Consider the following 18,938-nt stretch of genomic DNA (forward strand, 5'->3'; position numbering starts at 1 on the left):
ACCCGCAGCGTTGTTGACTACTCTCTGTCGCCCCAGTCGCATAAGACCACTATGCTCTTGGGGTCGCCATCGCTTGTCGCCTAGCTGCTGCTTTAATTAATTTGGGTAATTTAAAGGATCTGAACTGCTGGTTTTTTCCGTAAAGCCAGCCAGGCATCGAGTGAATAGACAATGAGCGCCAGCCAGATAAAACCAAAAGTCACCAGCTTGGCTGTGGTCAGCGTTTCGTTGTACAACCAGACGCCAAATACAAACATAAAACTTGGGCCTATGTACTGAAAAAAGCCCATAGTCGACAGCTGCAAACGTTTAGCAGCTGCGATAAACAGCAATAAAGGCACAGTAGTAACAAAACCCGCCGCCATCAGCCATAAGTTTAAACTCCAGCTGTTTTGACTCAAATCAACTGCACTGCTGTCGGCAAACTGCCACCAGTAGTACAAAGCCAAAGGTAATAACAGTAAGGATTCAATAAAGAGTCCGGTAATGGCATCTATCGCCAGCTTTTTGCGGAATAAACCATAAAGTGCAAAGGTACTGGCCAAAGTCAAAGCTATCCATGGCACTGAACCAAAAGTGACCAGTTGGATCACCACACCAGTAACAGCAAGCGACAATGCAACCCACTGAAATTTACGCAAACGCTCACCGAGGAAAAACATCCCCAACAGCACATTCAGCAAAGGGTTAATGTAATAACCCAGGCTGGCATCCAGCATATGATGGTTATTCACAGCCCAGATAAATAAACCCCAATTACCACCTAAAATCAGTGAAGTGCCTAACAAAGCCAGCACCAGCTTAGGCTGGGCTAAAATCTGCTGTACTTTGCTCCATTGCTGCATCGCAAACACAATCAGCACCAGCAACACAAAAGACCAGACCACGCGGTGGATCAGAATTTCCTGCGCTGGTACAAAGTCGATTTGTTTAAAATAAAGCGGAGCTATACCCCACAAGGTATAAGCGCCAGCGGCAAAGGCACCACCCAGTTTTTGCGCCGGACTTAAGGTCATGATTATCCCCTTGAACAGCCAGAATACTCTGGTTTAAGAACGCGCATTGTACGTGACGCCAGCAACAAAGGTAAGGCAACTCAAGCCAGCTCTTTCACTCTTGGCCGCAAACTGATCAAAACAGGCTGAAACCTATCCATAAAACAGCGGGGAGCTAAAAATAAAAGTCAGGATCAGCATTGCACCCAAGGAAGCAGAACCGCTATTCTGGGGTAAAGAGATCCATAGGGTAAAGCAATGAGTTTTATCGGTATTATTGTTGCGCTGATCTGTATTGTAGGCGGGAACTTGCTGGAAGGTGGACATCCGGGGGCCCTGCTCAATCTGCCTGCTTTTTTAATTGTGATTGGTGCTACCTTTGGTGCTGCCCTGACTCAATTCCCTTTTCACGTCGTGATTGAAGCCGGTAAACGTTTTATCTGGCTTATTATTCCACTGCGGCTGGATATGCAAGAACGAAGCTTACTGCTGCAGGACATGGCATCCCAAGCCCGCAAGGGCGGCTTTCTGGCCCTTGAAGAAAAACTGGATACCTTAGACGACCCTTTCCTTAAACGCGGTATAGGTATGCTGGTCGACGGTTTTGATAAGGATTACATTCTCGAAACCCTTGAACAGGAAATCGAGATGGAACAGGAAGAAATTGAGCATACAGTAAAGTTTTACGAAGCCATGGGCGGTTATGCCCCGACTATGGGCATAGTAGGTGCTGTACTGGGCTTAATTCACGCTATGGGGTTATTGGATAAGCCTGACGAATTGGGTGGCGGTATAGCTGTTGCTTTTGTTGCGACCATTTATGGTGTCGCTTTTGCCAACCTGATGTTTTTGCCTTTTGGTAACCGCTACAAATTATTCGCCAGTCAGATCCGTAACTACAAAATCATGACGCTGACCGGCATTATCATCATTGCCGATGGCTTATCCCCTCAACAACTTCAAATTCGCTTAGCGGCGTTTACAGGTCAGCACCAAGATGAAAAAGAAAAAGCCTGAACCGCCTGAGAACCATGAACGCTGGCTGGTTTCGTACGCCGACTACATGACACTGCTGTTTGCGCTTTTTGTAGTGCTTTATTCTTTCGCTATGGCCAAACAGTCTGAATACAATGCAATGGTCAAAGCCTTTATGGACTCTATGGGCAAAGTGGGTTTAATCAGCCGCCCTGTGGGAAATCCTGTATTAGAAGGCGGTACCGGCATTTTAGAGGTCGAACAAAAGTCACTGGTTGAGAAAAAAGAAGAGAATAAACAAGACCTTTCGGAGACAACCAAAGAAAGTCTGATCCCTGAAGCGGCGATAGATCTGAACGCTGGCAATGCTGAAATCAATGCCCCTGAAGATCTGCAAAAAAATCAGTCTGCGGCCATGGTCAGTAAACGTAAAGATCAAAAAGAAATGCTGGGAAAACTGCAGAAACAGTTTCAGAACAAAAGGGTTGAAGTAGAACAACTAGGGCAGCAGCTACTGATCCGCATCACGGATACCACTTTGTTTCCGGCCGGTTCTGCCTTCCTGCAGCCACGGCTTGCCCCACTGATAGATGAAATAGCCACTGTATTAAAAGATATCCCCGGCACCATAGTGGTTACAGGTCATACCGACAATCTGCAGGAGTTTGACAGCCTGTATAAAAATAACTGGGAGCTGTCCTCACTGCGGGCAGTGGCTATAGTGCAGGAAATGTTGAAAAACAAAGGGCTTCAGCCAAATCGCATCATTGCGCAAGGCCGGGCCGATACTAAGCCTTTGGTGGATAACAATAGCCCTGAAAACAGGGCCAAAAACCGCCGTATTGAAATCGTAGTGACTCAGGGCGAAGCTGAAGAAGTCAAAGCTGTCACTGTAGAGCAAACAGCAAAACCTGGCTAACCTGATGGTGGGATAAGTCTTTATCCCACCAGATAAGTACCAGTGCCTAAAGCGATATGAGTGCCCTGTTCGTTGTGTAACTCCATCCGGCAAACACAAACCTTATTGCCAGTGCGGATCACTTGAGCTGTAGCAATAAACTGCTGGCCACGGCCTGGTCTTAAGTAATCGGTACGAATATCTATAGTGCTCATTTTTCCCAGCTTTTCCGCCAGTTCGGCGTCAGCTATATCACCCAGTCTGGTTAAAGCACTGGACACTGCCATTAATCCGCCCACCACGTCCAGCACTGAAGCTATGACGCCACCATGTAAAATTTGCTGCACCGGATTACCCACCAACTGGCCCGCCCAATCAAAACGTACTTCGGCTTGCTGCTCGTCAAAACGGGTGACTTTTAAACCTAACAAACGATTAAAAGGCATTTGGTCAAAAGTATCGGCGATAAAAGGTAATAATTGATCGGCGTGCATAAGGTTCTCAACTTCACTGGTAAGAGCAGTATGCAATCTACTCCAGCACAGTCAATGACACAATGCCCAAGACAGCATCTGTAGTTTTGATTACAATGCGCCAGATTTTTCATAATGCAGCCTTGTCCTTTGCCACAACTATTGTTCGACACCTTAAAACAAGCTTTTGGTTACAGCCAGTTCCGTCATGGACAACTGGAGGTGATCCAGGCTTGCCTGAGCGGTCAGGACACTTTTGTACTGATGCCAACAGGGGGCGGCAAATCGCTGTGTTATCAGTTACCTGCGTTGTTATTGCCTTATGTCACTGTGGTGGTTTCACCTCTAATGTCGCTGATGAAAGATCAGGTCGACGCTTTGCAGGCCAATGGTATAGCGGCTGAATTTATTAACAGCAGCCAAAGCAGAGAAGAAATTCAGGATGTGATCCGGCGTTTACGTAATCAGCAACTCAAGCTGTTGTATCTGGCGCCTGAGCGTTTATTACAACCGGACTTTATGTCGCGCCTTGCGGAAGTGGGTGTCAGTTTATTTGCGATTGACGAAGCGCATTGTATTTCTCAGTGGGGCCATGATTTCAGACCCCATTACACTGAACTGGCGCAGCTCAAGCAGTATTTCTCACACGTGCCTATGATGGCGCTCACGGCCACAGCAGACCCGGCCACGCAAAAGGACATCAGCCGCCAGCTGAATTTGCAGCAGCCTTATGTCTCTGTGGGCAGTTTTGACCGGCCTAACATCCGTTACACAGTACAAGAAAAATTCCGTCCACTGGAACAGGTGGTCAATTACCTGAAACAACAGGAACAACAAAGTGGCATTATTTATTGTGCCTCACGCCGTAAGGTCGACGAGCTGACCGAGCAACTGGCTGGTAAAGGTTTTCAGGTGGCGGCTTATCATGCAGGTTTAACCAATGAGCAGCGTAATTCAGTACAGGAAGCCTTTAAAAAAGACCAAATTCAGCTGATTATCGCCACTGTGGCTTTTGGTATGGGCGTGAATAAATCCAATATACGTTTTGTGATCCATTTTGAATTGCCGCGCACCATTGAAGCTTATTATCAGGAAACAGGCCGGGCTGGCCGTGACGGTGTGCCAGCCGAAGCTTTGATGCTGGTTGACCCTGCCGATATAGCCCGGATGCGCAGCTGGATCGAAAAAGACGAAAACAACAGCAGAACCGAAGTGGCTTTGCAGCGTTTTAACCAGATGGCTGCTTTTGCTCAGGCTCAAACCTGCCGGCGTTTAGTGCTGCTGAATTATTTTGGCGAATCCAGCCAGAAACCTTGTGGCAACTGCGATATTTGTATCGACCCACCCAAGCAATTTGATGGCACTGAATTGGCCAGAAAAGCGCTGTCCTGCGTCTATCGTGTCAATCAAAGTTTTGGTATGAACCATGTCATTGATGTACTACGTGGCAGTCAGACCAGCCGTATTCATGAGCTGGGCCACGACAAGCTGTCTACTTATGCGATAGGAAAAGATGAATCCCACGATTATTGGCTGAGCATTTTGCGCCAGTTAGTGCATTGTGGTTTATTGCAACAAGATATCAGCCAGCATTCGGTGCTTAAGCTGCAAGAAGCAGCACGGGCTGTATTACGCGCAGAGCAAAGTTTGCAACTGGCAGTGCCACGTCTGGTGCAAACCAAAGCCAGTAGCAGTAAAACCACAGCACCACAAAACTACGACCGTAAACTGTTTGCCCGCTTAAAAGTGTTACGTAAAGCCATAGCGGAACGCGATGACGTACCACCTTTTGTGGTGTTCTCAGACGCAACGCTAATAGAAATGGCGCAGGCGTGCCCAACCAACAGCGTGGAGTTTTTAGCCATCAGTGGTGTAGGCCAAACTAAACTAGGCCGTTATGGCGCTGATTTCCTTGATTTAATCAGCGATTATTTAGCAGGCGACTGAGCCGGCAAAGCAGAAAAATACGCAGCTAAATCCAGAATATCCGCGTCAGACAAGCCAGCAGCCATAGGCGACATCACCGCATGTTTACGTCCGCCATCACGATAAGCTTTAATGGATGTTTCCAGATACTTCTGTTTTTGCCCTGCTAAGTTAGGGTAATCCGGTAATACCGAAATCCCTTCAGCACCGTGACAAGCCGAGCAGACCGCAGCTTTGGTTTTTCCTGCTACTGCATCCTGAGCTAAAACTGGTGCAGACAACCCTACTAAAACTAATACTATCAAAGGCATAAATCGCATTATTGTTATTCTCCCTGAAAGTGGACTTTGATTTATTTTTACTATGTTTTTTCCATTAAAGACCTAAGTACTTGTTTATACAAGCTGGAAGATTAAATTCAGCCAAAGCCACAACAAAAAGCGCTTGAGCTAAGCAGGTACAGCAAGGACAATGGGCCATTGCCGTTTTGGGGTTTGTTATGCCATTTCTTTTAAGTTCCACCTATGCCTCGGGTTTACCTGACTTAGTCAGTGTTGTAGCCGTGACTCCTTTTGCAGAGCCTAAACTCTTAGCTTACAGCGCTGATACTGCGGCTTTATTGCAAATCCCTGCGGCATTTTTTCAGCAGGATGATGCTGCAGACTACTTAAGTGGTAAAAAGCTGTTTGACGGCAGCAAGCCGATAGCACAAAAGTATGCCGGTCATCAGTTTGGTCAATACAATCCTGAGCTGGGCGATGGCCGGGGTTTGCTATTGGGGGATGTCAAAGGTGCTGACGGCAAAAATTACGACCTGCATTTAAAAGGTGCTGGCCGGACCCCTTATTCACGTTTTGGTGATGGCCGGGCTGTATTACGATCCAGCATTCGCGAATTTTTAGCCTCAGAAGCCATGTATCATTTAGGTATTCCCACCAGCAGAGCTTTAAGTCTGGTCGGCAGCAACGAGCCTGTACAACGAGAAACCATAGAACAAGGTGCCATGGTGATCCGGGTCTGTCCCAGCCATATTCGCTTTGGCCACTTTGAACACTGTTTTTACACTGGGGATAAAAACCAGTTGCAGCGTCTGGTCGACTTTACGCTGCAGCAGCATTTCCCGGATTGCCTGAACGCAGAAAACTCTGCATTGGCGATGTTGCAACAAGTGGTAGTGCGCACAGCGGAGCTAATAAGCCAGTGGCAGGCTGTAGGTTTTAATCATGGAGTGATGAATACCGACAATATGTCGATTTTAGGTCTTAGTTTTGATTATGGCCCTTACGCCTTTTTGGATGACTATCAACCGGGCTACATCTGCAATCACTCGGATCACAGTGGCCGTTATGCCTTTGACGAGCAACCTGGTATAGGTTTATGGAACCTCAATGCTTTGGCTCATGCGTTATCGCCTTTGATTGCAGTAGAGGATTTACGTGCTGCGCTTGGTTTGTATGAACCGACACTGGTCAGCCATTACATGGCATTGATGGGTAAAAAACTGGGTCTTGCAACCATAGAGCCCACAGATCGCGCTTTAATAGGCCAATGGCTGGCGTTATTGCAACAACAAAAGCAGGATTACACTTTGAGTTTCCGCCGTCTGGCTGATTTTTCGGACGATGCGACAGGGTCGTCCATTCGCGATCATATGCTGGACCTTGTGGCTTTTGACCAGTGGGCAGAATTATATCGCGCGCGCCTGGCGAAGGAATCCGCTACAACAGCTGAACGTAAAACCCAAATGAACAGCGTCAACCCTTTATATATTCTGCGTAATTACCTGGCTCAGCAAGCTATTGAAGCGGCAGAACAAGGAGATACGGCCCCATTACATGAACTGATGTTGGTCTTACAAAGACCTTACCAGTTGCAGCCAGGTAAAGAGACCTTTGCCGCACCACCACCGGATTGGGGTAAAGGTATGGATATTTCCTGTAGCAGTTAACGGAAGTTTTATGAATAACGAAACAACTAACAGTTTTATTGTACCGACTGATGAGACGCAGCTGTTGCTTGCGGAAATACGATGAGCAACAGCGCTATCAATAGTTTTATTGTACAAATTGAAGATAAACAGCTGTTACTTACCTCTTTATGGCCAATGCGTTTTGAGCAAGTGCAGCAATGTAAGTCGTGGTTTGTACAAAGTGCAGTCAAAGCTGGCACTTTGGCCTATGGTGCCGACAGGGTGGAGCTGGGATTAAGCTTTGCCAATGAATCATTTACTTTTTGTTACGAAGACTACAGCGAAAGTTTTTGGGTCACAGCTGACAGTGCAGGCGGCGCTATGATACTGTCAGATTTAGCAAAAGAATTCAGTAGCTTGGAGATTAGATGACGATAAAACTGCAGCATGGAATAAAGCTATGGTGGCTTATGCTGCTGATGTTTTGTCATAGTGCTTTTGCCTTCCATGCTCAGGTCAATAGCTTTGATAAACAGCTCAGTCGTCTCGAGCTGGGGCCTAATTTGTATTTTCAACAGACTCATAAAGCCTTGCCACTGGAAGAGCTGATTTTTGATCCTGAAAGGCACCATGCTTTTCGTTTGGTCGCCGAATACAAAAAGTCACTGCAAAGTGCCGACCAATCGCTCTGGTTATTTAGCCGCCTGCATTACACGGGGCAGACTCCAATTCAGACCGTCGTACATTACGACTTTCCGCTGGCCGACGTCGTTCAGGTCTATAGCTACAACAGGGCAAAAAATGATTTGCAGTTGTTAAGCAGCACAGGAGCTTCAGTCCCCTTTTATCAACGCGCCCTCGCCTACCGCAGCTTTGCTTTTCCACTGAATTTTGAACCAGGCCAGGAACTGGACTTGTTTATTAAAGTGCAGGATGCCGCCATTGCCCCGGTGCAGCTGACTTTATGGCAAAACAACAACTTTGTGCTGGATCAGTTGTATAAAAATATTCTGGACGGTTTGTTGTGTGGTGTTTTATTGCTGATGGCGATTTACAACCTGTTCCTGTATTTCTCGTTGCAACAGCGGCTGTATTTGTATTATTCAGGCTTTTTTATTAACTGCGCTTTGGTGCTGGCCATTTTAAACGGCCTGGCTTTTGCAATGCTCTGGCCTGATTATCCCGAAATTAATCAGGCTATTTTGTATGTGGCAACCGGAGCAACCTTTACCTGCCTGACACTCTTTAGCTGGCATGTACGGGCACAACAAGGTGGTATTCTGGGTCGTTTTGGCTTTTATCTGTGTTTAGTCAGCGCCTTGTTATTACTGTTCAGTCCACTTTATGCCAATAACCAATTGCGGTTTTGGGGACTGTTAGTGGTCACGGCTTTGTGTCTGGGCGTAAACACATTGTTTGCGCTGGTTCACGCCATCAAAGGTGATCGTACCGCTAAGACTTTCGCTTTGGGCTGGTCTTTTTTCTTTGGTTGCATAGTGCTGCTGGCCTTATCGCAAATTGGTTATGTGCCTACAGCTCAGGCCTGGCAATATCTGTTGTTGATGGCCGTGATGGGCAGTATGGCACTGATGAGTTTTAGTTTGCTGCAAAATATCAGAGGCACCCAGCAACAAAGTATCGATCACCAACGTTTGGCCAATGCGCATTTACAGCAGTACTACGACATCTATCACAATGCAGTTGAAGGTATGTTTACCAGCACCTTGCAAGGCCAGCTGATCACCGCCAATCAGGCACTGCTGAACATGCTGGGTTATCAGAACCTGCAACAAATGCAGCTGGATGTGGCAAAAACCGGCATGGCGCGTTATTACGCCAATCCGGAAGACAGAGCCCAGATGCTGAAACAACTGCAGCTGGGTGATAACAAGAACTTTGAGATCCGTGGTTTGCGTGCTGACGGCTCAGCATTCTGGGCTTTAATGTCAGCACGGCTGGCTGAAGGTGACGGTACACAAAGCGCTTATGTGCATGGCTCTATAGTGGATATCACAGCGCACAAACAAAATACCGAGCAGCTGGCTTATTTAGCAACACATGACCCGCTGACTTCGTTGTACAACCGGCATTATTTTATTGAACAACTGGAACAGACGCTGCGTTTTGATCACCAAGCCACCTTGCTTTATCTGGATATCGATCAGTTTAAACTGATCAATACCACCTGCGATCACAGAGCAGGTGATGCCTTGTTATGCCAAATCAGTAACCAGATGCAAAGGGTACTGAATAACAGAGGTATTTTAGCCAGATTAGAAAGTGATGAGTTTGTGGTGCTATTGCCCCACTTAACCAGCAATGAAGCCTTTGCTATTGCTCATCAGTTGCTGGATACAGTCAAAGAATTCCGCTTTATCTGGCAGGACAGCGTATTCAGCATCAGTGTCAGTATTGGTCTGGCAGAAAACTCAGACGGTAATCAAAACACTGAACATTGGTTAAAGCAGGCAGACTCAGCCTGTTTTGTCGCCAAAGAAAAAGGTCGTAACCGCATTCATATGTTTAATGCCGACGACGAAGAATTGCAGCGCCATCAGTCTGAAATTCAGTGGTTAAAAACCTTAAGGCAGGCGTTGGAACAAGATAACTTTGTGCTTTTTATGCAGCCCATTACCGCGATTCAACAGGATCAGCCAGGTTTGCATTACGAGCTGCTGCTGCGTTTATCTTTACCAGACCAGGGCTTAATAGCACCCGGCAACTTCTTAAGTTCTGCAGAGCGTTATGGCCTGATGCCACAAATAGATCGCTGGGTGATCCGCAACTACTTCCGCTGGCTGGCGCAACAACCAGCCCATCTGGCGGAGCTGAGTTTAGCCAATATCAATTTATCCGGCGCCTCGTTAACCGACCCACTATTCAAAGCTTATGTCAGTTCATTGTTCCGTGAGTATCGCATTCCTTTTTCTAAGGTGTGTTTTGAAATCACCGAAAGTATGGCGATTTTAAATGTGCACCAGACGCTGGATTTTATTTCCCACTTCAGACAGCTGGGTTGTAAGTTTGCTTTAGACGACTTCGGTAGTGGTTTTTCATCTTATGGTTACCTGAAAAACTTCCCGGTCGACTTTGTCAAAATTGATGGCAGTTTTGTCCGCGACTTGCTGATCGATCCTTTTGACTGCGCCATAGTGCAATCTATTCACGATATTGCCCGCGCTATGAAAATCCAAACCGTAGCCGAATATGTTGAAAACATGGAGATTTGTCACAAGCTGACCGAAATGGGAATCGACTTTGCTCAAGGTTATGGTCTGGCCAAACCCCGCCCTTTATATCAGCAGGAATAGCAGTTTATTCGCTGCTGTTTTTGCCACAAAAACTATATTTGTTTGCCCCTATTGCTGAGTTTCAATTGCTGTCATTACAATAGCGCCCCGCCCCACTGGGGTAATGCTGTTTGTTCGGAGAACCTATGCAGCAGCTGCGCGACACCGCCTCCCGGTTAATGATCCTGAACGACGAAATTGCCCAGACTTATAGTCGTTATCAAAACGATCGTAAGCTGTTTTGCCGCAGTGGTTGTGGTGAATGTTGCCTGCATCCGGGCATTGAAGCTTCGGTGCTGGAAATGCTGCCTTTGGCTTTGCATTTGTATGATGCTGGCCTTGCAGAAAGCACATTGGAAGCTTTGCAACAGCATACTCAGGATGGCTGCTTTTTTTATCAGGCCTCTTCAGAAGATCGTAAAAGTGGCCAATGTGGCGTGTACCCCTACCGCCCTGCCGTGTGCCGTATGTTTGGTGCAGCGGGTTATCGTGGCCGCGAAGGCGAAGTGTTGCTGTCGATTTGCAAAGTGATACGGGCAGATGAACCTGAAGCAGTGATAGCGACACAACAAAGTCTGAGCAGTGAAACTCCGCCTATGATGCGTAACCACAAAGCTCAAATCGCCCAGTTGGATTACGAACTCAGCAAAGAAAATATGCCGATTAAACAAGCCACAGCAGCAGCTCTGGAAAAAGTGCTGACCAAAGCTTATTACGCTTCTTTTGCTGAATAACCTTTAGTTTTTCAGCGGAACTGCAGCAGGTTCCTTCACCACAGTTTTCCCGGCTACAGCTGGTTTATCTGCTTTAGCTTCAGATTTTTTATCTAACTCTTTATCCGGCTCTTTATCCAAAACAGGAATTAAAGCGGCCACATTGGCATGGGGGATCAGCTTGACCTGATCCTGATGGTAAATCCATAAGTAGCTGACGGTGCGGGTAATAATCTGCACTTCATTCAACTGTCGGATTTCTTTGCCACCAGGTTGAATGGGATAAATCAGGCTGAGCTGAAATTGTCCGGTTTGGTGGGTTTTAATGTCCTGACTTATGCGGGATACCTGAGCCGTGCCAGCAATCCAAAGATAAATCACTAAAAGAAGCAGCAACAACAGCCAATTAGGGAACCACATAGAGGAACGACTGTGCTTGTCTGCCCATGCGGCATATTTAGCATATTTTCTTTTGCACCTACGTTCAAACCAAATCAACCCAACCATAGAACCAACAGATAAAAATAATGCCAATACAGTTCTGGGGTGGGTGATAGCTGCTAATAAAAAGTCTGTTAGTTCCAGATAAGGTAAGGCATCAAATTGAAATTTATTCAGCAATGAAATAGTAAAAATAAGCCCCATCACACTGGCGATTAAATAACCAAAGGTTAAAGTTAAACTTGGATGTTTCAGGAAGAACCGGCTTATTGTTTTCAGATCAGCATCCATTTTCTGATCCAATTGCAGGGAATAACGTGGCTCGGCCACTTCGGCAGGCAAGTCAGTAGCGTCCGTTGTCCGTTTTAACTCATCCATGGCAAAGCCTTTTTCACATCATCATTACATGACTTTAAAGCAGCCTGTATCACAGAGCAATAACAAATTACCGCTAAGCTTTTGCTCTGTATTGGTTTTCTAAAAGGTGGATCAGAGGCGCTGCAAAAATTGTTTGGCGTAGCTTAGCGCAGTATCGGTATGGCTAAAATGTTGCGGTTTATGCGAATGCTGGTATTTCATCTCCAGCAACTGTTGTTGAATGGGGTTTAAACCAATAAAACAACGCAGCACGCAGCCGTGTTGATCTTCCCAGGAGCTAAAGTCCGTCATCATACTGATAGCATCAGGTGTTGCCAGCTCCCAGCCCTGCATATCCATGACACGAGCCCATTTTTTACCGGCAAAGCCTTGTACCTGTGCTTTCAGATCGTCAATAAGTTGCTCTGAACCCTCTTTGTTCCAGGCGCCCTGAATTTCACACAATAACACTTCGCCTTGAGGGGTGACGCTGAACTTACCATGGGCAATAAAATCTGTCATAGCTGGTACTCCTGGTGGCTAACTATTTGAGTATAGGCAACTGCAGAGCGTGTTGACGTTTCAGGGTTATTTTTGCAGCAGTCTGGCCGGTTTTTATGCAAGACAGCACGAGTGCAGTGTAGTTATTCTACATAAACGAGTGCTAACGCAGCAGAAAGGCCGGCCAGGCGCTGCCCTTCGGGTTCGTCTGGCGGCGCCCTGAGCTTTGTCACTCGTCGCTCATTTAGAATAACTAAACTTCGCTCCTCCTTTCGCGCTCAAAGCACCGCCAGAAAGAACAAAATTTAATCTCGAAACGTCAACACGCTCTAATCATCCCCCAAATCAGTCAGGCCATATCTTTCAATTTTTTTCAGTAAGCCCTGACGGGAAATACCCAAAACACGTGAGGCCTGGCTCTTGTTACCTTTATATTGGGTCATAGCTTGCTGAATTAAACGGATCTCCAAAGCTTTCACCTGTTCATCCAGACTACTTAAATCCGATCCAAGCACCAATTCAGTATCTGTATCCATGCTCTGATGTTCCAGATGCAGCAATTGAATATCTGCGACACGGATCACACCTTGCTGTGCTATAGCAGCGACGCTTTCCAGCGTATTCTTTAATTCGCGCACATTGCCAGGCCAGTGCTTTTGCAAAAACCAACTGATTGCGGCAGATTCCAACTGCAGTTTCTGACCATACTGCGCACTGAGCTGCTCCAGAAAAAACTGGATCAGTAATGGAATATCCTCGCGTCGTTCGTCCAAAGCCACAGTTTCGATAGTGACGCCTTTGATACGGTAATACAGATCTTCGCGAAATTTACCCTGCTTGACTAAATCCGGCAGATTAGCGTTGGTCGCAGACACTAAGCGGATATCAATTTTTTGCTGCTCGCGTCCACCGACAGGATAAAAGGTGCCTTCCTGCAGCACCCGCAATAACTTCACCTGCATCGCCAGTGGCATTTCGCCAATTTCGTCGAGGAACAAGGTGCCACCATCGGCCAGTTTTAATAAGCCCTGCCGGTCTTTATCTGCGCCGGTAAAAGCCCCTTTGACATAACCAAACAGCTCACTTTCTAATAAATCAGCCGGAATAGCACCACAGTGTACTGACACAAAAGCCTTTTCTGCGCGAGGGCTTAATTCATGCAAAGCCCGTGAAATCACCTCTTTGCCTGTACCGGAGGGCCCTGTCACCAATACCCGTACTTCGGTCGGAGCTATACGTTGTACTAAGGTACGAACTGTTTCCATATGCCGCGAATGACCAGCTAACTTCGGCAAAAAGCTATGTTGCTGCAAACCTTGCTTTAACTGCCATACTTCTTTTTCAAGCTGATGTTTAGTGATAGCGCGTTTCACCACTACAGCCAGTAATTCCGGATCTATCGGCTTGGCAATAAAGTCCCATGCCCCTTGTGCTATGGCTTGCAACGCCAGTTCACGCTCAGCATGGCCAGTTAAAATAATCACAGGCCGAGAGGAAAACTCTGGCACAGCAGCCAAGGTTTGAGCCGGGTCAAAGGCTGGCGGTAAAGCCAGGTCGAGCAAAATTAAATCTGCATCAAATTGCTGTAATTTAGTGCGGGTTTCGTCCAGATTTGCAGCTCCGGCCACCTGATAACCCTGTTGCTGTAAAAAACGTTCGGCCAACAAGCGAAAAGCAGGTTCATCATCAACAATTAAAATGCGCGCCGGGTTTGGCGTTGTTGCACTAAACATCTGGGGTATCCTTCGGAAAAAAAAGTTCAAAACTGACAGGCCAGCCCAAATCAGTACGGAAGCTGATCTGGCCCTGGTGGGCATCCATAATACGTTTCACTATGGCTAAGCCTAAACCGCTGCCGCCACTGCGTTTGCTGATAAAAGGCCGGAATAGTTGTTCAGTGGTTAAGCTGAGATCCAAAGCAGGACCATTGTTATGCACCCGTACCTGGATAACATCCCCTATTAATGTCACGTCGACGCTCAAGGTTGCATCGGCCTGATTACGTAAAAAGGCATTGGCATTATCAAACAGATTTAAGAACACTTGCTGCACTCTGTGCTGGTCGGCGTGCAGCATCAGACCAGAGGGAACCTTCAGCTCCAGCTTGACCTGCTGCCAGTCAAACTGCTGCAACAAACTTTGCAGCAAAGGCTCCAGCTCAATCTGGCTGTATTGCAACTGCAAGCGGCCTGAGTACACCAGCATATCGGAAATCAGCCGATCGGCTCTTTTCAGTTGCTGCTGAATATGGCCACGCAATTCAGCATCAACACCAGCGGATGCCATAGAAATAATATTCAAAGGGTTACGCAACTCATGCGCCATCGAAGCCGCCAAAGCCCCCATTTCGACCAGATGTTGCTGCGACAGTTGTTGTTTTTCGGCTTCGGCCAGTTGTAGTGACTGCGCCAATAGCTCACAGCTACTGCCAAGCAAAGAACCAAACACCTGCGCCATTAAACGAATGCCAGGCGTCATATCATCCCAGCCCAATAATTCCACCTGCCACTGGCCTTGCTGGGTATAACAGCGAATCTGCAGCTGACGAGCATCAGCTACCCCATCTGTTACACGGCCTGCTGAAGCTGTTGGCAATTGCACCTGTACTTTTTGCTTCAGCGCAGCAGATAAGAGTTCAGCTGCTGTTTCACTTAACACAGTCCAGTTCTGACACTGTGCCAATTGCTGACGCCAGGTGTTGATCAAGGCCTGATCCAAAGTTGCACCAGGGTAAATTAAACGTTCGGCCAGCTTAGCGACAGGCCGGTAACAGGCTGCGGTAAGTATTAACACCAGACTGGAGTAAAGCCATAGCTGCCAGCCTGGTACATTGGCTAATGCCTGCATACCCAACTGACCAAAGATGGAGCTGACCAAAGCCATCAGCAACAGCAATAACAAGGACATCACCAGCCAGAGCAAAGCTCTGTTCGCCAGAGCATTCACAGCCAGCATCTGGTAACGCACCACGCCATAGACCAGTAATACCGGATAGCTTGGCAACAACAACATAGGATAAGGAAACCAGTCCAGACCAAAAGAAGGAAAAACCACAGGAGTCGCCAGTAATAAACCCCAACCCCCTGCTAAAAACATCGCGACAATAGAGCGTTTTTTATTGCCCTGATGATAACGCCAGCCATACCACAACACAGCGTGGGCCAGAATACCCAAAGTGACTGTATACAGCAGATTTAAAAAGCCGTAGGAATGAAATACAAAAACCTGACCCAAGGCTGAGCTTTGTAGCACATCACCAGCATCCAGACTCCAGCTCAGCAACACCACCATAGCGGTCAGAAAATACAGCCAGCCGATATGACGTCTGGCCCAGCTTAACCAGGAGGCGCGAACCTTATCCTGTTCAACAAACCTCAAGGCAAAATGCAGGAAAAAAGTAGGCATCAAAGGATTAGCCAATAACAGGCTGCGGCCTAATTGCATCTGATCATGCAACACAAAAACATGACCCAGACACCAAAGCGCCATCATGGCACCAAAGCCCGCCAGGCCTGCAAGTGTGCGCTGATAACGCGAATGCCACCAGAGCCAGCCCGACATCAGCGCAGCGCAAGCGCTGGTGACTAACATCATCAGCTCAAAAGCTAAAATCAAATCCACAGCTTACCGTCAACTTTGTTGTCATCACTTTGGCTTTAAATCGTAAACCAAGTTTACACCCACTGCAAATTTATAATTTTATTGATTTAGAATCATAAAGTTACAAATAAATATAATTATGGCCTGATTCTGGCAATACAGGGATACGCAGCGTTTTTGCTGTCTAACTTGTCAACAAAGAGAACATTATGCCAGACCTGTCTATTCTTGCTGCCGAACTGCTGACCATGTTGCTGTTGTTGTCTGTGGCGCTTGCGCCATCTGTGCTAAGCCGAGTCAAAGCACCTAAATAACGAGGTTTGTATGGAACTTGATGTCAGTATCCTCTCGCGTATCCAGTTTGCTTTTACCGTAAGCTTCCATATTATTTTTCCATCCATCACCATAGGTTTAGCCACGCTGATTGCGATTTGGGAAGGCTTATGGCTGAAAACTGGTAACCCACAGTACCTGCAACTGGCCAAGTTCTGGATCAAACCTTTTGCTATTACCTTTGGTATGGGGGTGGTGTCCGGCATAGTGCTGTCATACGAATTTGGCACCAACTTCTCTAAATTTTCTGAAATCGCAGGGGCTGTGCTTGGACCTCTGATGGCGTACGAAGTGCTGACTGCATTTTTCCTCGAAGCTGGCTTTTTAGGTGTGATGCTATTTGGTTGGCAACGTGTCAGCGCAAAAATGCACTTTTTCGCCACAGTCACAGTAGCTATAGGGACCTGGATCTCCGCTTTCTGGATTATCGCTGCCAACTCCTGGATGCAAACCCCACAAGGTCATCAGATTGTCGACGGTAAGTTTGAAGTCGTCAACTGGCTTGAAGTCATTTTTAATCCCTCTATGCCCTACCGTTTAGTGCATATGCTGCTGGCTGCTTTTATCACTGCCACTTTTGTGGTGATGGCCACTCATGCCTGGTATTTACGTAAGGGCCAGCATAAAGAATTTGGCCGTAAAGGTTTGTCGATGATGTTGTGGTTTGCATTAGTGCTGACCCCACTGCAAGCCTGGGTGGGTGACTTACATGGTTTAAATGTGAAAGAACATCAACCGGTGAAACTGGCAGCGATGGAAGGGATCTGGGCAGAAAAAGAAGCTAATGTGCCGCTGCTGCTGTTTGCTTTGCCCGATATGAAAGCCGAAGAAAACCACTATGAAGTTGCAGTGCCAGGTGTGGCCAGTCTGATTTTAACCCACGACTGGCAGGGCGAACTGCAAGGTTTAAAATCAGTTCCTGCAGAGGACAGACCTAATGTGCCTATGGTGTTCTTTAGCTTCCGCATTATGGTCGGTCTTGGCCTGCTGATGATAGGTGTTGCAGTGTTGGGTGCTTACCTGCGCTGGCGTGGCACTTTGTATCAAAGCAACTGGTTCCTCTGGCCAGTCAGCTTTATGGCTCCAACAGGTGTTATTGCTGTGTTAGCCGGCTGGTATGTGGTGGAAATTGGTCGTCAGCCCTGGATTATTTATGGCTTGGTTCGCACCAGTGAGATCGTCAGCCCCTTACCTGCTGAACGCGTACTGTTTTCACTGACCTTGTTTGTCTTGACCTACAGCCTGCTGTTTGGGGTTTATCTGTACTTTATGCGCAAACTGATCAAAAAAGGTCCGGCCCCTATCGAACATCTGGAACAACAACGTATTGGTGTCAAAGCTTCAGGTTACGCCTTGTCCTTTACCAAAGCTTTAGCAACTGACGCTGATGCAACTTCAACAAAAGGAGCCAACTAATGGAGCTGGAACTGAGTTTAGACCTGTTTTATTTGCTGCTGCTTGGCTTTGCCATTCTGATGTACGTGCTGTTGGATGGTTTTGACCTGGGTATGGGCATTCTGTACCCATGGTTTAATACAGACGCAGAACACGACCATTTAATGCGTTCTATTGCGCACGTCTGGGATGGCAATGAAACCTGGCTGGTGTTTGGTGGCGTGATTTTATTTGGTGCTTTCCCGGCAGCTTATGCATCTATCGCCTCGACTTTTTATCTGCCGATTATGCTAATGCTGATAGGTTTGATTTTCCGCGGTGTAGCTTTTGAATACCGTTTTAAATCAGATACTTCAAAGAGATATTGGAATACTGCCTTTGCTGTTGGCTCTAGTCTGGCCGCTTTTTGTCAGGGCCTGATGCTGGGCACTTTGGTACAGGGTGTACCAGCTGATTTTATTAATCAGTCCAGTTTCAGCTGGCTAAGTCCTTTTAGCTTGTTTTGTGGTTTAGCTGTAATGGCCGGTTATGCACTGCTGGCCTGCTGTTATCTGGTGATGAAAAGCCGTGGTGAGCTGCAACAAAAAGCAGCGCGTTATGGCCAACGTTTATTACTGATTGTGATGTTATCCATGCTGCTGGTCAGCTTATGGACAGTCTGGATTGAGCCGGAAATCCGTGCTCGTTGGTTTGGCGGCTGGCATGCTTTATGGTTAATCCCACTGCCTCTGTTGTCGGTGCTTGCCGCCCGTTTATTATTCCGCGACTTAGGCCGGGTCAACCGCAGCCATAAAGCGGAAACCGCTGTGCATGAACGCCACGAAGAACGGCCATTCTGGCTGGCGTCTGGATTATTCCTGCTGGCCTTTGTTGGTTTACTGGTCAGTGTATTCCCTTACCTGTTACCACGCCAATTGACCTATATGGAGGCCGCAGCACCAGATAGCAGTTTGATCTTTATGTTGCCTGGCATCTTCATTTTTGTACCGCTGATTTGCGCCTATACACTCTGGGGCTACAAAATTTTCGCCGGTAAAGTGGAAGATTATCAGGAGGGCTATTGATGAAATTTTTTGGAAAAGAATTGTCTCAAACCCAATGGTTTGTCGTTTTATACCTGTCTGGTTTTTTA

16 protein-coding genes are annotated in these 18,938 nt (G+C 47.0%); 9 read left to right on the plus strand and 7 right to left on the minus strand.

Features of this window, described 5'->3' with window-relative positions:
* Positions 1 to 110 precede the first annotated feature (110 nt).
* On the minus strand, positions 111 to 1,016 hold the full coding sequence (gene rarD / locus LSG34_RS16905) for an EamA family transporter RarD (RefSeq protein WP_233010283.1): 906 nt from the start codon (positions 1,014 to 1,016) through the stop codon (positions 111 to 113).
* A gap of 237 nt (positions 1,017 to 1,253) precedes the next feature.
* Here rarD and LSG34_RS16910 point away from each other — a divergent pair, with 237 nt between their 5' ends.
* On the plus strand, positions 1,254 to 2,012 hold the full coding sequence (locus LSG34_RS16910) for a flagellar motor protein (protein WP_233010284.1): 759 nt from the start codon (positions 1,254 to 1,256) through the stop codon (positions 2,010 to 2,012).
* Positions 1,993 to 2,889 (plus strand): MotB family protein, encoded by an 897-nt coding sequence (locus LSG34_RS16915; RefSeq protein ID WP_233010285.1) that lies wholly within the window; start codon positions 1,993 to 1,995, stop codon positions 2,887 to 2,889. The genes LSG34_RS16910 and LSG34_RS16915 overlap by 20 nt, the downstream gene beginning before the upstream one ends.
* Before the next feature lie 20 nt (positions 2,890 to 2,909).
* Here the strand turns inward: LSG34_RS16915 and LSG34_RS16920 are convergent, their stop codons facing one another.
* Entirely contained in the window at positions 2,910 to 3,362 is a 453-nt protein-coding gene (locus LSG34_RS16920; RefSeq protein WP_233010286.1) for a thioesterase family protein, read from the minus strand.
* Positions 3,363 to 3,476: 114 nt separating this feature from the next.
* Between LSG34_RS16920 and recQ the strand changes: the two genes are divergently transcribed.
* Positions 3,477 to 5,288 (plus strand): DNA helicase RecQ, encoded by a 1,812-nt coding sequence (gene recQ / locus LSG34_RS16925; RefSeq protein ID WP_233010287.1) that lies wholly within the window; start codon positions 3,477 to 3,479, stop codon positions 5,286 to 5,288.
* Here recQ and LSG34_RS16930 read toward each other — a convergent pair.
* Complete coding sequence (locus LSG34_RS16930) at positions 5,270 to 5,587, minus strand: c-type cytochrome (RefSeq protein ID WP_233010288.1); 318 nt, start codon at positions 5,585 to 5,587, stop codon at positions 5,270 to 5,272. The genes recQ and LSG34_RS16930 overlap by 19 nt on opposite strands.
* Before the next feature lie 179 nt (positions 5,588 to 5,766).
* On the opposite strand from LSG34_RS16930, the gene LSG34_RS16935 reads away from it, so the two are divergent.
* The 4 genes from LSG34_RS16935 to LSG34_RS16950 all read left to right on the plus strand — a co-directional run bounded on the left by LSG34_RS16935 (position 5,767) and on the right by LSG34_RS16950 (position 11,200).
* The gene (locus LSG34_RS16935) at positions 5,767 to 7,215 is read left to right on the plus strand and encodes a protein adenylyltransferase SelO (protein WP_233010289.1); all 1,449 of its coding nucleotides are present in this window, start codon (positions 5,767 to 5,769) and stop codon (positions 7,213 to 7,215) included.
* 81 nt (positions 7,216 to 7,296) lie between these two features.
* Positions 7,297 to 7,608 carry a DUF3630 family protein gene (locus LSG34_RS16940; protein ID WP_233010290.1) on the plus strand — a complete coding sequence of 104 codons (312 nt, stop codon included), beginning with the start codon at positions 7,297 to 7,299 and terminating at the stop codon, positions 7,606 to 7,608.
* A complete protein-coding gene (locus LSG34_RS16945) occupies positions 7,605 to 10,487 on the plus strand; it encodes an EAL domain-containing protein (protein ID WP_233010291.1) in 2,883 nt (960 codons plus the stop codon). The genes LSG34_RS16940 and LSG34_RS16945 overlap by 4 nt, the downstream gene beginning before the upstream one ends.
* A 125-nt stretch (positions 10,488 to 10,612) precedes the next feature.
* The gene (locus LSG34_RS16950) at positions 10,613 to 11,200 is read left to right on the plus strand and encodes a YkgJ family cysteine cluster protein (protein ID WP_233010292.1); all 588 of its coding nucleotides are present in this window, start codon (positions 10,613 to 10,615) and stop codon (positions 11,198 to 11,200) included.
* Between the two features lie 3 nt (positions 11,201 to 11,203).
* On the opposite strand, the gene LSG34_RS16955 is transcribed toward LSG34_RS16950, so the two are convergent.
* From LSG34_RS16955 to LSG34_RS16970, 4 genes are all read right to left on the minus strand, one after another.
* Positions 11,204 to 11,998: a hypothetical protein gene (locus tag LSG34_RS16955; protein WP_233010293.1), complete on the minus strand. Its 795-nt coding sequence runs from the start codon at positions 11,996 to 11,998 to the stop codon at positions 11,204 to 11,206.
* 111 nt (positions 11,999 to 12,109) lie between these two features.
* The gene (locus LSG34_RS16960) at positions 12,110 to 12,499 is read right to left on the minus strand and encodes a hypothetical protein (protein WP_233010294.1); all 390 of its coding nucleotides are present in this window, start codon (positions 12,497 to 12,499) and stop codon (positions 12,110 to 12,112) included.
* A gap of 308 nt (positions 12,500 to 12,807) precedes the next feature.
* Positions 12,808 to 14,211, minus strand: coding sequence for a sigma-54-dependent transcriptional regulator (locus tag LSG34_RS16965; protein WP_233010295.1), 1,404 nt, complete (start codon positions 14,209 to 14,211; stop codon positions 12,808 to 12,810).
* Positions 14,204 to 16,099: a sensor histidine kinase gene (locus tag LSG34_RS16970; RefSeq protein ID WP_233010296.1), complete on the minus strand. Its 1,896-nt coding sequence runs from the start codon at positions 16,097 to 16,099 to the stop codon at positions 14,204 to 14,206. The genes LSG34_RS16965 and LSG34_RS16970 overlap by 8 nt, the downstream gene beginning before the upstream one ends.
* A gap of 303 nt (positions 16,100 to 16,402) precedes the next feature.
* On the opposite strand from LSG34_RS16970, the gene LSG34_RS16975 reads away from it, so the two are divergent.
* Positions 16,403 to 17,827: a cytochrome ubiquinol oxidase subunit I gene (locus tag LSG34_RS16975; RefSeq protein WP_233010297.1), complete on the plus strand. Its 1,425-nt coding sequence runs from the start codon at positions 16,403 to 16,405 to the stop codon at positions 17,825 to 17,827.
* Positions 17,827 to 18,870 carry a cytochrome d ubiquinol oxidase subunit II gene (gene cydB, locus LSG34_RS16980; RefSeq protein WP_233010298.1) on the plus strand — a complete coding sequence of 348 codons (1,044 nt, stop codon included), beginning with the start codon at positions 17,827 to 17,829 and terminating at the stop codon, positions 18,868 to 18,870. Before LSG34_RS16975 ends, cydB begins: the two co-directional genes overlap by 1 nt.
* The last annotated feature ends 68 nt before the right edge of the window (positions 18,871 to 18,938 follow it).

This window comes from Rheinheimera faecalis, assembly GCF_021290965.1.
Classification (GTDB): Bacteria; Pseudomonadota; Gammaproteobacteria; order Enterobacterales; family Alteromonadaceae; genus Pararheinheimera; species Pararheinheimera faecalis.

What these genes read in the sequence shown, in the direction of transcription:
- rarD (WP_233010283.1), bottom strand. Translation starts at nt 1,016, where the DNA reads ATGACCTTAAGTCCGGCGCAAAAACTGGGTGGTGCCTTTGCCGCTGGC.
- LSG34_RS16910 (WP_233010284.1), top strand. Translation starts at nt 1,254, where the DNA reads ATGAGTTTTATCGGTATTATTGTTGCGCTGATCTGTATTGTAGGCGGG.
- LSG34_RS16915 (WP_233010285.1), top strand. Translation starts at nt 1,993, where the DNA reads ATGAAAAAGAAAAAGCCTGAACCGCCTGAGAACCATGAACGCTGGCTG.
- LSG34_RS16920 (WP_233010286.1), bottom strand. Translation starts at nt 3,362, where the DNA reads ATGCACGCCGATCAATTATTACCTTTTATCGCCGATACTTTTGACCAA.
- recQ (WP_233010287.1), top strand. Translation starts at nt 3,477, where the DNA reads ATGCAGCCTTGTCCTTTGCCACAACTATTGTTCGACACCTTAAAACAA.
- LSG34_RS16930 (WP_233010288.1), bottom strand. Translation starts at nt 5,587, where the DNA reads ATGCGATTTATGCCTTTGATAGTATTAGTTTTAGTAGGGTTGTCTGCA.
- LSG34_RS16935 (WP_233010289.1), top strand. Translation starts at nt 5,767, where the DNA reads ATGCCATTTCTTTTAAGTTCCACCTATGCCTCGGGTTTACCTGACTTA.
- LSG34_RS16940 (WP_233010290.1), top strand. Translation starts at nt 7,297, where the DNA reads ATGAGCAACAGCGCTATCAATAGTTTTATTGTACAAATTGAAGATAAA.
- LSG34_RS16945 (WP_233010291.1), top strand. Translation starts at nt 7,605, where the DNA reads ATGACGATAAAACTGCAGCATGGAATAAAGCTATGGTGGCTTATGCTG.
- LSG34_RS16950 (WP_233010292.1), top strand. Translation starts at nt 10,613, where the DNA reads ATGCAGCAGCTGCGCGACACCGCCTCCCGGTTAATGATCCTGAACGAC.
- LSG34_RS16955 (WP_233010293.1), bottom strand. Translation starts at nt 11,998, where the DNA reads ATGGATGAGTTAAAACGGACAACGGACGCTACTGACTTGCCTGCCGAA.
- LSG34_RS16960 (WP_233010294.1), bottom strand. Translation starts at nt 12,499, where the DNA reads ATGACAGATTTTATTGCCCATGGTAAGTTCAGCGTCACCCCTCAAGGC.
- LSG34_RS16965 (WP_233010295.1), bottom strand. Translation starts at nt 14,211, where the DNA reads ATGTTTAGTGCAACAACGCCAAACCCGGCGCGCATTTTAATTGTTGAT.
- LSG34_RS16975 (WP_233010297.1), top strand. Translation starts at nt 16,403, where the DNA reads ATGGAACTTGATGTCAGTATCCTCTCGCGTATCCAGTTTGCTTTTACC.
- cydB (WP_233010298.1), top strand. Translation starts at nt 17,827, where the DNA reads ATGGAGCTGGAACTGAGTTTAGACCTGTTTTATTTGCTGCTGCTTGGC.